Source organism: Pseudomonas sp. H3_E07, from assembly GCF_054668895.1.
Map to the genome: position 1 here is coordinate 136,131 of NZ_CP162795.1, position 11,971 is coordinate 148,101.

The following is an 11,971-nucleotide window of genomic DNA, read 5'->3' on the forward strand; positions in this document are numbered from 1 at the left end:
CTTATGGGCACGCACAACTGAATCGACTTATCCGAGGAAGCCAACACCGGCCCTGTTGCTGCTGATAGCGACCTGGCTGCATGTGGCAGTTTGACGCACCGGTCATCTGACTTTGTCCTACAACAGCTTGACGGCTTTCCTCGTTTGATGGTTTCCTGAAACCGGTTTCAGTCATTCCAATAAAAACAGAAGGTCGATGACCGTGAACAATTTCTCTGCCGCCCAGCGCAGCCGTGTGACCATGCTTGATGTGGCCGAGCGCGCCGGTGTGTCCAAGGCCAGCGTGTCACGCTTTATCGGCGACGACCGCGCCCTGCTCTCCGATGCCATTGCACTGCGCATCGAGCAAGCCATCGAACACCTCGGCTACCGCCCCAACCAGATGGCCCGTGGTCTCAAACGTGGCCGCACCCGCCTGATCGGCATGCTGGTGGCCGATATCCGCAACCCCTATTCCATTGCCGTGATGCACGGTGTCGAAACCGCTTGCCGCCAGCACGGTTATAGCCTGGTGGTGTGCAACACCGACCGCGATGACGCACAAGAGCGCCAGCACCTGGCGGCCCTGCGTTCTTACAACATCGAAGGGCTGATCGTGAACACCCTCGGCCATCACCTCGACCAGTTGCTGGAACTGCAACGGGAAATGCCCCTGGTGCTGGTGGACCGTAAGGTCGAGCCGTTGCACAGCGACCTGGTTGGTCTGGACAACCCGGCGGCAGTGCGTATGGCGGTAGAACACCTGGAGCAGCAGGGTTATCGCGACGTGCTGATGGTGAGCGAACCCACCGATGGCACCAGTTCACGCTTGGAACGCCTGGAGAGTTTCAAGGCTGAGATTGCCAGCCGCCCGGCATTGACCGGCGCCGTGCTAGAACTGGATGACGCGCTGCAACAACACCTGCAGACCTTTCTCGCAAAACCTGGCCCCAAGGCGCTGTTCTGTGCCAACGGCGTCGCAGCACTGGCCTGCACCCGCGCCCTGAAGAACCTGGGTTGCAACCTGTTCGACGACATCGGCCTGATCGCCCTGGATGACCTCGACTGGTATCCGCTGGTAGGCACGGGTATTACCGCCCTCGCCCAGCCGACCGAAGCGATTGGCGCCAGCGCCTTCGACTGTTTGCTCAAACGTCTGCGCGGTGACACAACGCCGACCCGCACCCTGGACTTCATGCCCCAACTGATCATCCGAGGCTCCACAACCCCTTGCAGGAGCGAGCTTGCTCGCGAAAAACGCCAACGATAGCGCAGCGATCCTGGTTTAACGCGGCGCTTTCAGGTTTTTCGCGAGCAAGCTTGCGCCTACGGAAAGTATTTTTTTCAGAAAAAATGAAACCGGTTTCAGAGGTAACCAACAATGCATAAATACCCCGTTTCAATCAGCCTCTCCAGCTACGGCGCCGACCTCGTCCGCCAGCAGGGCCAGTTGAGTTTTGTCGAGCTGCTGAGGGCCGCCGGCGCCCAACGTATCGAATGGCGTGAAGAATTGCTGACCGTCGAGCAACCCAAAGCCTTGGCCCAGGCCACTGCCGAGCATGGCCTGGAATCGGTGTTTTCATCGCCGCTGGAACTGTGGGTCGCCGGCCGCGCCCAACCGAATGCAGAACTCGCGGCCACCCTCGATCGAGCGCAGGCGTTCGGCTCACGCTGGCTGAAAGTCTCCCTTGGCTACTTCACCGACACCAACGACCTGGAAAGCCTGCACGCCCTGCTCAACCGCCACCCGGTTCAACTGCTGGTAGAGAACGACCAGACCTTGCACGGCGGCCGCATCGAACCCATGCAGCGCTTTTTCACCGAGGTGGAACGCCTGGGCCTGCCGGTGAAGATGACCTTCGATATCGGCAACTGGCAGTGGCAAGACCAATCCGCCCTCACCGCTGCACGCCTGCTGGGCCGGCATGTGGATTACCTGCACTGCAAGGCCGTGGCCCGCCGCGCCGACGGCAAGCTGGTGGCCATGCCGCCTGGCGCCACCGACCTGCATCTGTGGGAACAACTGCTCAAGCACATGACTCCAGGTATTAGCCGGGCCGTGGAATTCCCGCTGCAAGGCGATGACCTGGTCGCGGTCACCGCGCGGCAGGTCGCCACCCTCACCCTGCTGGGCCAACCTCGTGCGGAGCGTGCTTATGTCTGAGATCGATATCCTGTCGTTTGGTGAAACCATGGCGATGTTTGTCGCCGAGCAAACCGGCGATCTGGCCCACGTGGCTCAATTTCATAAACGGATCGCGGGTGCCGACAGCAACGTCGCCATCGGCCTGTCACGCCTGGGTTTCAAGGTGGCCTGGCTGAGCCGGGTCGGTAACGATTCGCTCGGGCGCTTTGTGGTCGACACCTTGACCCAGGAAGGCCTGGATTGCCGCCACGTGGCGGTCGATCCGGCACACCCCACCGGTTTTCAACTCAAATCCCGTGAAGAAACCGGCGATGATCCTCAGGTGGAGTACTTCCGCAAGGGCTCGGCGGCCAGCCATTTGTCGATCGCAGCCATCAGTCCTGCCTTGCTGCAAGCCCGCCATCTGCATGCCACCGGCATTCCGCCCGCACTGTCTGAGGCGACACGTGAGTTGTCCGTGGAGCTGATGACGCAGATGCGCAAAGCCGGACGCAGCGTGTCGTTCGACCCCAACCTGCGCCCGTCCTTGTGGGCCAACCAACAGACGATGATCCGTGAAATCAACGCCCTCGCCGGCCTGGCCGATTGGGTCTTGCCGGGCCTGGGCGAAGGCCGCCTGCTCACCGGTTTCGATGACCCGGCCGACATCGCCGCGTTCTACCTCGACCAAGGCGCCGAAGCCGTGGCCATCAAGCTTGGCCCGGACGGTGCCTACTACCGCACTCATTTGGACCAGGGCTTTGTCGCCGCCGTGCGCGTGGACAAGGTCGTGGACACGGTCGGCGCCGGCGACGGTTTTGCCGTGGGCATGATCAGCGCCCTGCTGGAAAACCTCAGCTTCCCCGAGGCGGTACAGCGCGGCAACTGGATCGGCAGCCGCGCCGTGCAAAGCCGTGGCGATATGGAAGGCCTGCCAGCCCGTTCAGAGTTACCGATTCGATCCGTTGCCTAACCCACTACCTGTTGCCACAACTACAACAAGCTCAGGAGCAACCCCATGGAAACCGTGAAACTCGCCACCCGCCGCTGGTGGTACATCATGCCCATCGTTTTTATCACCTACAGCCTGGCGTACCTGGACCGCGCCAACTACGGCTTCGCCGCCGCCTCCGGCATGGCCGAAGACCTGATGATCACCCCCGGCATGTCGTCACTGCTGGGCGCGCTGTTTTTCCTCGGCTACTTTTTCTTCCAGGTGCCAGGAGCGATCTACGCGCAGAAGCGCAGCGTCAAGAAGCTGATCTTCGTCAGCCTGATCCTGTGGGGCGGCCTCGCCACCCTGACCGGCGTGGTGTCCAACGCCTACATGCTGATCGTGATCCGCTTCATGCTCGGCGTGGTCGAAGCCGCGGTGATGCCGGCGATGCTGGTGTACCTGTGCCATTGGTTCACCCGGGCAGAACGCTCACGCGCCAACACGTTCCTGATCCTCGGCAACCCGGTGACCATGCTGTGGATGTCGGTGGTATCAGGCTACCTGGTGCAGCATTTCAGCTGGCGCTGGATGTTTATCATCGAAGGCCTGCCGGCCGTGCTGTGGGCGTTTATCTGGTGGAAGCTGGCCGATGAGCGTCCAAAGGATGCCAAGTGGCTGAGCGACTCTGAGAAACAGGACCTGGAAACCGCGCTGGCCGCCGAGCAAGTCGGGATCAAGGCGGTGAAGAACTACGCCGAAGCCTTCCGCTCGCCCAAGGTGATCATCCTGGCCCTGCAATTCTTCTGCTGGAGCATTGGTGTGTACGGCTTCGTGTTGTGGCTGCCGTCGATCCTCAAGCAAGGCTTGCAGATGGACATGGTCGAGGCCGGCTGGCTGTCGGCGCTGCCCTACCTGGCGGCCGTGATTGGCATGCTGGCGGTGTCGTGGGGCTCGGACAAGCTGCAAAAGCGCAAGCGTTTCGTATGGCCACCGTTGCTGATTGCCTCCATTGCTTTCTACGCGTCCTACGTGCTCGGTGCCGAACACTTCTGGTGGTCCTACACCTTGCTGGTGATTGCCGGCGCCTGCATGTACGCGCCCTACGGTCCTTTTTTTGCGATTGTCCCGGAAATCCTGCCGGCCAACGTCGCCGGGGGCGCCATGGCGCTGATCAACAGCATGGGCGCCCTGGGCTCGTTTGGCGGCTCGTACCTGGTGGGCTACCTCAATAGCAGCACCGGTTCGCCCGGCACTTCGTACCTGCTGATGAGCGGCGCCTTGCTGCTGTCGGTGGTACTGACGATTTTTCTCAAGCCCGGCGCCAGTGATCGCACGCCGGCGCCCAACCTGGAATTAAAGGTAAAGACCGCATGAAAAAGTCTGTCGTGTTGTACAAGAAACTCTCTGCGCCACTGATGGCCCGCCTGCATGAGCAGACCGATGTCACGCTGATCGAAGCACTGGACGACACCGGCCTGGCCAAATTGCGCGATGCCCTGCCCGGCGCCCACGGTCTGCTAGGTGCCAGCCTACGGCTGGATGCCAAGTTGCTCGACCTGGCGCCACAGCTGGAGGCCGTGGCCAGCGTATCGGTCGGCGTCGACAACTACGATATCGACTACCTCACCGCGCGCGGCATCTTGCTCAGCAACACACCCGACGTGCTCACCGAAACCACCGCCGACACCGGTTTTGCATTGATCCTGGCCACCGCCCGGCGCGTGGTCGAACTGGCCGACATGGTCCGCGCCGGCCAATGGAACAAAAACATCGGCCCAGCGCATTTCGGCAGCGATGTGCATGGCAAGACCCTGGGCATCATCGGCATGGGCCGCATCGGCGAAGCGCTGGCCCAGCGTGGGCATTTTGGTTTTGGCATGCCGGTGATCTACCACAGCCATTCGCCCAAGCCGGCGGTGGAGGCGCGTTTTGGTGCGCAGTACCGCAGCTTGAACGACTTGCTGCAACAGGCCGACTTTGTCTGCCTGACGTTGCCGCTCACCGCCGAAACCGAGAAATTGATAGGCGCAGAACAGTTTGCGCGGATGGGCCCGGAGACGATCTTCATCAATATTTCGCGGGGCAAGGTGGTCGACGAGGCCGCGCTGGTGGAGGCGTTGCAACAGCGCACCATTCGGGCAGCGGGGCTGGATGTGTTTGAGAAGGAACCGCTGGATCACAGCTCGCCGTTGTTGCGCTTGAACAACGTGGTGGCCACGCCGCATATCGGCTCGGCCACCCATGAGACGCGGGAGGCCATGGCCAAATGTGCGGTGGATAATTTGCTGCAGGCGTTGGCCGGTGAGAAGCCGAAGAACCTGGTCAACGCCAACGCCTGGAACCGCTGATTTCTGACACCACAAACCCCATGTGGGAGCGGGCTTGCTCGCGAATGCGGTGTGTCAGTCGAGAGACGTCTTGACTGATCCACTGCATTCGCGAGCACGCCCCCGCTCCCCCATTTTGAGCGCATTTCAGGTCAGATAACGAAACGCGCCACCATTCCATTCAAATCCACCGCCAGGCGCGACAGTTCGTGGCTGGCTGCGCTGGTCTGATTGGCACCGGCCGCCGACTGGGTCGCCAGGTCACGGATGTTCACCAGGTTGCGGTCCACTTCGCGGGACACCTGGGCCTGTTCTTCCGAGGCGCTGGCGATCACCAGGTTGCGTTCGTTGATCAGGCTGATGGATTGGGTGATCTGCTCCAGGGCCACGCCGGCGGCGCGGGCCATTTCCAGGGTGGTCTGGGTGCGCTGGTTGCTCTGCTGCATCGATTGCACGGCCTCACCGGTGCCGTTCTGGATGCCGGCGACCATTTTCTCGATTTCCTGGGTCGACTGCGCGGTGCGATGGGCCAACGCTCGCACTTCGTCGGCCACCACCGCAAAGCCACGCCCGGCCTCACCGGCGCGAGCCGCTTCAATGGCGGCGTTGAGCGCCAGCAGGTTGGTCTGCTCAGCAATCGCACGGATCACGTCCAGTACCTTACCGATGTCGCGGCCCTGGGTGGCCAGGCCTTCAATCATCGCCGCAGTGTTTTGTACGTCCTGGGTCATGGTCTGGATGGCGCCGACGGTTTCCACCACACGGTCGCGGCCTTCACGGGCGGCCTGGTTGGACTGGCTGGACGCCTCGGAGGTGGACACCGCATTGCGCGCCACTTCTTCTACCGCCGCCGTCATCTCGTTGACTGCCGTGGCGGCCTGGTCGATTTCGTTGTTCTGTTGCTGCAAACCTTTGGAGGCTTCTTCGGTGACTGCGCTCAACTCTTCCGCTGCCGAGGCAAGCTGGGTGGCCGAGCCGGCGATGTGCTGGATGGTCTGGCGCAGGTTGGCCTGCATGGTGGCCAGGGCGCCGAGCAAGCGCGCCGGTTCGTCCTTGCCGTCGTCTTCGATCGCTTTGCTCAGGTTGCCGCCTGCGATGGTTTCAGCGACTTCTACGGCTTTGCGCAGTGGCGTGACAATGCTGCGGGTCAACAACCAGGCCAACAGCACGGTGAGCAATGCGGCAGCGACGGAAACCGCAATCACGCCGGTGATCGCGCCGTCGTAACTCTGCCCGGCATCAGTGTCGGCGGTCTTGGCATCGGCCACGTTGATGGCGATGAGCTTATTCAATTGCTCGCCCATCTGGTCGGTGCCGTCCTTGATGCGGCTGTTGATCAGCGCACGCATTTCATCCACTTTGCCCTGCTTGGACAACGCGAGCATGTCGGCCTGGGCCTTGAGGTAGTTGTCCAGCGTGACCATAAACGTTTTGTACAGCGCGGCTTCTTCCGGGCCGGCGGGCAGCGCAGCGTAACTGGCCTGGGCGGTCTTGACCTTGTCAACGAGCACACTTATGCGCGTTTCGGCCTCTTGCAGGCTGGCAGGCTCGCGGTTGACCAGCACGCGGAACGACAGGATGCGCAGGCGCAGCACGTTTTCCGTGATCACCCCCAGCGACGTCACGCTGGGCAGTTGGGTCGCGGTCATTTCCACTGAGGATTGCCGAATCTGTGCCATGCGGTTGACCGCAAACACCCCCAGTAAAATCACTAACAACGCAATGAAGGCGAAACCGAGAAACGCTCGAGGGGCAATGTTCAATTGGCGAAGGGACATAGGGGGGGCTCTCAGAAGTAGTGTTTGCGAGCGTCCCTGCTGCGAAACGATCAGTCGGCGTCAACGCGCCGTTCCGACCTGTGGTCACCACTGTTGTCGTTGGTATGTGGGCCTATCCTCGATATCGGCAGGGCCTGGGGTTTCCCGCAGGTCATTCATAAATATTTTTTTACACTTCTGACGACCGGCGCTTTCTGGCATCCTGCGCCTCCATTTTCTGACCCGAGCCCGTATTTTGTCTGACGCTCAAGCCCCCCGCCCGCGCTATAAATCCGACCTGATCTACGGCCTGGAAGACCGCCCGCACTTCACCGCGGCGATTTTTGCCGCATTGCAGCACGTGCTGGCGAGTTTCGTCGGAATCATCACCCCCACGCTGATCGTCGGTGGCGTGCTGGGCCTGGAAAGCGAAGTGCCGTACCTGGTGAGCATGGCGCTGTTTGTGTCGGGGCTCGGCACCTTTGTGCAGGCGCGCACGTTCGGCCCGATCGGCTCGGGGCTGTTGTGCCTGCAGGGCACCAGTTTTTCCTTCATCAGCGTAATTCTCAGCGCGGGCTTCATGGTCAAGGCCCGGGGCGGCGGCACCGATGAGATCCTCTCGACGATCTTTGGCATCTGCTTCTTCGCCGCGTTTATCGAGGTGGTGCTGAGCCAGTTCATCGGCAAGCTGCGCAAGCTGATCACCCCGGTGGTCACCGGCACCATCATTACCTTGATGGGCTTGTCGCTGATCAAAGTCGCAGTCACTGACATGGCTGGCGGTTTCGGCGCCAGCGACCTCGGCGCGGCCAGTAATATGGGCCTGGCTGCGCTGGTACTGCTGACTATCGTGGTGCTCAACCGTTTCAACAACCCGTTCCTGCGCCTGGGCTCCATCGTGATCGGCCTGACCCTGGGCTTTGTGGTGGCCTGGCTGATGGGGCGTGTGGACATGGCGGCACTGCCTCAGGTGCCGTTGATCAGTGTGCCGGTGCCGTTCAAATACGGTTTCTCGTTCGACTGGGTGGCGTTTATCCCGGTGGCGGTGATCTTCCTGATATCGCCCTTGGAAGCGGCCGGTGACCTGACCGCCAATTCGATGATTTCCCAGCAGCCGGTCAAGGGCCCGCTGTATATCAAGCGCATCAAGTCCGGCCTGCTGGCCGACGGCCTCAACTCGGCGATGGCGGCCACCTTCAACAGCCTGCCGATGGTGACCTTCGCCCAGAACAACGGGGTGATTCAGTTGACCGGCGTGGCCAGCCGCTACGTGGCGTACTTCATCGCCGGGCTGCTGGTGCTGCTGGGGCTGTTCCCGATGATCGGCGCGGTGCTGCAATTGATGCCCAAGCCGGTGTTGGGCGGCGCCACGCTGATCATGTTCGGCACCGTGGCCGTGGCCGGCATCAAGATCCTCGCCGAAGCCGGGCTGCACCGCCGCAATGTGCTGATCGTGGCGATTTCCCTGGGCATGGGCCTGGGCGTGGCCGCCGTGCCGGAAGTGTTGCGTGACCTGCCCAAGGCGCTGCACAACATCTTCGAATCGCCGATCACCGTGGGGGCTTTCTGTGCAATCCTGCTGAACATTTTCCTGCCGGAAGAGTTCATAGAGCTGGAAGAAGATGAATTTGATCCGGAGTCTTCGACCCTTAAAGTGATGCAGGACCCGGACGTCACGAAATAGGAGCACTTATCAATGCGCAAGCTCATGGTTCTATCGCTGTTGCTACTGACCCTGAGCGCCTGCGCGCTGTTCCCCAACCGCGACCCGGTGAACATCAACGTGGTGGGTCTCGAGCCCCTGCAAAGCCAGGACCTGGAAGTGCGATTCGCCGTGAAAATGCGGGTGCAGAACCCTAATGACACGGCGATCGACTACAACGGCGTGGCCCTGGACCTGGAGGTCAATGGCCGGCCGCTGGCGTCAGGGGTGAGTGATCAAAGCGGATCCATCCCACGCTTTTCCGAGACGGTTCTGACGGTGCCGGTCAGTGTTTCGGCGTTTTCTGTCTTGCGCCAGACCCTGGGCCTGAGCCAGACCCAGAGTTTGAACAACCTGCCCTACGTGTTGCGCGGCAAACTGGCGGGTGGACTGTTCGGCACGATGCGCTTTGTCGACCGTGGTACGTTGGACATGCCCAACACGGCCACCTGGTGACCGCCATGCAACCGACGCTGCACACCGAACGATTGCGTTTTAGTCGGTGATGTAGCGCACGCCTGGCTTGGCCCGCTCATCCACCACAAGTTCGAAAACATCCGGCCGGGCGTAGTGCCCCACCACGTCATAGTCATACCGCGCACGCACCAAGTCATCCGTGTTGATTTGCGCCGTCAGCAGCCCGGCTTCTCCAAGCAACGGCCCTGCCAGAATGTCCCCCATGGGCCCGACAATCACACTGCCACCTGCAATCAACGCACGCTCGGGCGGCCAGTTCGCCACCTGAACCCCCAGTGCCTCGGGCGACGCCTGCACCTGGCACGCACTCACCACAAAGCAACGTCCCTCATGGGCCACATGGCGCATGCTCACCTGCCACATCTCGCGCTCGTCCACCGTCGGCGCGCACCAGACCTCCACACCCTTGGCGTACATCGCCGTACGCAGCAGCGGCATCATGTTTTCCCAGCACACCGCACCGCCGACACGTCCCACTGCCGTATCGATCACCGGCAGGGTAGAGCCATCGCCCTTGCCCCAGATAAGCCGCTCGGTGCCGGTAGGCATCAACTTGCGGTGCTTGGCCACCAGACCGCCCGCCGGTTCGAAATACAGCACCGTGCAATACAGCGTGCTACCGCTGCGCTCGATCACACCGAGAACGAGGCTGGCGCCAGTGCGCGCCGACAGGCCTGCCAGCGCCTGCGTTTCAGGGCCTGGCACATCGATCGCATTATCAAAATAACGCGCGAAGGCTTCGCGACCTTCCGGCAGCCGATAACCCAGCTGCGTGCCGAATGCCTCACCTTTGGGATAGCCACCCAGCAGCGCCTCGGGCATTACCACTAATTGCGCACCGCTGCGCAGGATCTCGTCCTCATAACTGAGGATCTGCGCCAGGGTTTCGCCCTTGCCGCCAGGCAGGGATCCGATTTGCAGGGCCGCCACAGTAGAAACAGGCATCGCATTCACTCCAGATAAAGGGGTTGCCCATTCTCCCGTCAGCCTCGATCATGAATAAAGCCCACTTCAGTGCTGAATGATATGAGCCAAATCAATATCGCCCAGGTCGATCTGAACCTACTGAAAACCTTCGAAGCCCTGCATGACGAGTCCAGCGCCAGCCGCGCCGCCTTGCGCCTGGGCGTGACGCAATCGGCCGTCAGCGCAGGCTTGCGGCGCTTGCGCGAGGTGTATGGTGATCAATTGTTCGTGCGCACCGGGCGTGGCCTGGCGCCGACCTTGCGGGCCAATCAACTGAAACCGGTAATCAGTGAAGCACTGGAACGCTGCCGGCAGAGCCTGGCCATGGTTGATCCGGACAATCAGCACTATCAGGGTCGGTCAGTGGTGTTGGGTTTATCCGATGATTTCGAAATTGCGTACGGCCGCCGGCTGATCGAGGCCATCGCACAACGGGCGCCCAGGCTGCGGGTGATTTTCCGTCAGACCCATAGCCAGATCGTCGCGGGCGCCCTCCTCGACCGCACCCTGGATCTTGCTATCACAGCCGGTGGCTTTGCTCAGGGCCGGCTGAGTCGCCAAGTACTGGGAGAAGGCGATTACCGCTGTCTGGTGGATTCGGACCAAGCCAGCATCAGCCTGGAGGAATTCGTCACACGCGAGCATGTGCTGGTGTCATCCGGCGGGTTTATCGGGATTACTGACGAGGGCTTGGCGGCGCTGGGGCTGAGCCGCCAGGTATGTGCGTCCACCAGCCACTTCGCCGCGCTGCCCTTTCTGCTCAAGGGCAGTCAGGCGGTGGCGACCATTCCTGGGCATGCGGCACAGGCCATCGCGCAGATGACCGGCCTGCGCGTGCTGCCCTGCCCGCTGGCCTTGCCGCGCTACCCGGTGGAACTGGGCTGGCGTACCCAGGCGCAGCTTGATCCGCTGTTGCTGAAAGTGCGTGAAGCGATTGTGGCGAGTTTTACTTAGCCGCGGCCATCAGCTTGTTGACTTCGCTGCGCACCATGTTCGAAAACTCCGGCGGCGACATGCCGTCGAGTTCGGCGCGCACCCACTCGGCCCACTTGCCCTTACGCTTGGCGCGCTCGCCGAACAAACGCGCGGCCTCGCCCTTGGCCTTGCCCAGATTGGTTTGCCACAGGTCGTAGAGACGCGACTTTTCATCTTCCAGCTCGGCGCGTTCGGCGAGGGTCTTGTTGGCGAGATTGAAGCTCATGTTGAATTACCTGCTGCACAAATAGGCGACATCTTACACTGTAGGTCGAATATTCCAGATTCGGATTTTGCTCAAGGCCGGGCCTAAGCAAAAAAACTGCAACTTTTGCCATCGCCCGGCACTCCATTGATCACTGTCCCATTCACCCGCAAGGAGTCACACAATGGCCCGCAAATCCGCTGCCCAAGCTGTCGAAGACCAAATCAAGGATCAAGCCTTCAGCGAACTGACCGCGTTGATCGAAGAATCGGACAAACTGCTCAAAAGCAGCGCCTCCCTGGTAGGCGAAGAAGGTGAAACCCTGCGTGAGCAGGTCGCCATCAAGCTCAAACAAGCCCTGGACTCGGTGTCCAATGTGCGCGAGCGCAGCAAGCCGGTGGTCGATGCCACCGAGACCTACATCGGTGGCCACCCGTGGCAGACCGTGGCGATCAGCGCCGGTTTCGGCCTGGTGGTGGGCCTGCTGCTCGGTCGCCGTAACTGAGCAACGGGGGCTGCGC

At 61.5% G+C, this 11,971-nt stretch carries 12 protein-coding genes; 9 read left to right on the plus strand and 3 right to left on the minus strand.

Translation table 11 applies throughout. The features are described 5' to 3' along the window. The first annotated feature begins 202 nt into the window (after positions 1-202). From AB4O08_RS00590 to AB4O08_RS00610, 5 genes are all read left to right on the plus strand, one after another. Positions 203-1,249 (plus strand): LacI family DNA-binding transcriptional regulator, encoded by a 1,047-nt coding sequence (locus tag AB4O08_RS00590; RefSeq protein WP_460114632.1) that lies wholly within the window; start codon positions 203-205, stop codon positions 1,247-1,249. A 111-nt stretch (positions 1,250-1,360) separates the two neighbouring features. After that, positions 1,361-2,143, plus strand: coding sequence for a sugar phosphate isomerase/epimerase family protein (locus AB4O08_RS00595; RefSeq protein WP_042571572.1), 783 nt, complete (start codon positions 1,361-1,363; stop codon positions 2,141-2,143). After that, complete coding sequence (locus AB4O08_RS00600; protein WP_042571573.1) at positions 2,136-3,077, plus strand: sugar kinase; 942 nt, start codon at positions 2,136-2,138, stop codon at positions 3,075-3,077. The genes AB4O08_RS00595 and AB4O08_RS00600 overlap by 8 nt, the downstream gene beginning before the upstream one ends. Positions 3,078-3,122: 45 nt before the next feature. Continuing rightward, on the plus strand, positions 3,123-4,415 hold the full coding sequence (locus AB4O08_RS00605; RefSeq protein WP_010210812.1) for an MFS transporter: 1,293 nt from the start codon (positions 3,123-3,125) through the stop codon (positions 4,413-4,415). Then, complete coding sequence (locus AB4O08_RS00610) at positions 4,412-5,389, plus strand: 2-hydroxyacid dehydrogenase (protein ID WP_021491786.1); 978 nt, start codon at positions 4,412-4,414, stop codon at positions 5,387-5,389. The genes AB4O08_RS00605 and AB4O08_RS00610 overlap by 4 nt, the downstream gene beginning before the upstream one ends. A 131-nt stretch (positions 5,390-5,520) precedes the next feature. Here the strand turns inward: AB4O08_RS00610 and AB4O08_RS00615 are convergent, their stop codons facing one another. Beyond that, entirely contained in the window at positions 5,521-7,146 is a 1,626-nt protein-coding gene (locus tag AB4O08_RS00615) for a methyl-accepting chemotaxis protein (RefSeq protein WP_460114633.1), read from the minus strand. Positions 7,147-7,381: 235 nt separating this feature from the next. Between AB4O08_RS00615 and AB4O08_RS00620 the strand changes: the two genes are divergently transcribed. Next, positions 7,382-8,809 (plus strand): nucleobase:cation symporter-2 family protein, encoded by a 1,428-nt coding sequence (locus AB4O08_RS00620; protein ID WP_010210816.1) that lies wholly within the window; start codon positions 7,382-7,384, stop codon positions 8,807-8,809. 12 nt (positions 8,810-8,821) lie between these two features. Further along, a complete protein-coding gene (locus tag AB4O08_RS00625) occupies positions 8,822-9,283 on the plus strand; it encodes an LEA/WHy family protein (protein WP_021491787.1) in 462 nt (153 codons plus the stop codon). Positions 9,284-9,322: 39 nt separating this feature from the next. Here AB4O08_RS00625 and AB4O08_RS00630 read toward each other — a convergent pair whose 3' ends face one another. Next, positions 9,323-10,249 (minus strand): carbon-nitrogen hydrolase family protein, encoded by a 927-nt coding sequence (locus AB4O08_RS00630; protein ID WP_460114634.1) that lies wholly within the window; start codon positions 10,247-10,249, stop codon positions 9,323-9,325. 81 nt (positions 10,250-10,330) lie between these two features. Here AB4O08_RS00630 and AB4O08_RS00635 point away from each other — a divergent pair, with 81 nt between their 5' ends. After that, positions 10,331-11,224 carry a LysR family transcriptional regulator gene (locus AB4O08_RS00635; RefSeq protein WP_021491789.1) on the plus strand — a complete coding sequence of 298 codons (894 nt, stop codon included), beginning with the start codon at positions 10,331-10,333 and terminating at the stop codon, positions 11,222-11,224. On the opposite strand, the gene AB4O08_RS00640 is transcribed toward AB4O08_RS00635, so the two are convergent. Next, positions 11,217-11,471, minus strand: coding sequence for a hypothetical protein (locus AB4O08_RS00640; protein WP_003190904.1), 255 nt, complete (start codon positions 11,469-11,471; stop codon positions 11,217-11,219). The two genes, AB4O08_RS00635 and AB4O08_RS00640, sit on opposite strands and share 8 nt — an antisense overlap. 163 nt (positions 11,472-11,634) lie before the next feature. Between AB4O08_RS00640 and AB4O08_RS00645 the strand changes: the two genes are divergently transcribed. Continuing rightward, on the plus strand, positions 11,635-11,955 hold the full coding sequence (locus AB4O08_RS00645; RefSeq protein ID WP_003217958.1) for an ElaB/YgaM/YqjD family protein: 321 nt from the start codon (positions 11,635-11,637) through the stop codon (positions 11,953-11,955). Positions 11,956-11,971: the final 16 nt, after the last annotated feature.

Coding starts and splice junctions, on each gene's coding strand:
- AB4O08_RS00595 (WP_042571572.1), top strand. CDS start 1,361: ATGCATAAATACCCCGTTTCAATCAGCCTCTCCAGCTACGGCGCCGAC.
- AB4O08_RS00600 (WP_042571573.1), top strand. CDS start 2,136: ATGTCTGAGATCGATATCCTGTCGTTTGGTGAAACCATGGCGATGTTT.
- AB4O08_RS00605 (WP_010210812.1), top strand. CDS start 3,123: ATGGAAACCGTGAAACTCGCCACCCGCCGCTGGTGGTACATCATGCCC.
- AB4O08_RS00610 (WP_021491786.1), top strand. CDS start 4,412: ATGAAAAAGTCTGTCGTGTTGTACAAGAAACTCTCTGCGCCACTGATG.
- AB4O08_RS00615 (WP_460114633.1), bottom strand. CDS start 7,146: ATGTCCCTTCGCCAATTGAACATTGCCCCTCGAGCGTTTCTCGGTTTC.
- AB4O08_RS00625 (WP_021491787.1), top strand. CDS start 8,822: ATGCGCAAGCTCATGGTTCTATCGCTGTTGCTACTGACCCTGAGCGCC.
- AB4O08_RS00630 (WP_460114634.1), bottom strand. CDS start 10,249: ATGCCTGTTTCTACTGTGGCGGCCCTGCAAATCGGATCCCTGCCTGGC.
- AB4O08_RS00635 (WP_021491789.1), top strand. CDS start 10,331: ATGAGCCAAATCAATATCGCCCAGGTCGATCTGAACCTACTGAAAACC.
- AB4O08_RS00640 (WP_003190904.1), bottom strand. CDS start 11,471: ATGAGCTTCAATCTCGCCAACAAGACCCTCGCCGAACGCGCCGAGCTG.
- AB4O08_RS00645 (WP_003217958.1), top strand. CDS start 11,635: ATGGCCCGCAAATCCGCTGCCCAAGCTGTCGAAGACCAAATCAAGGAT.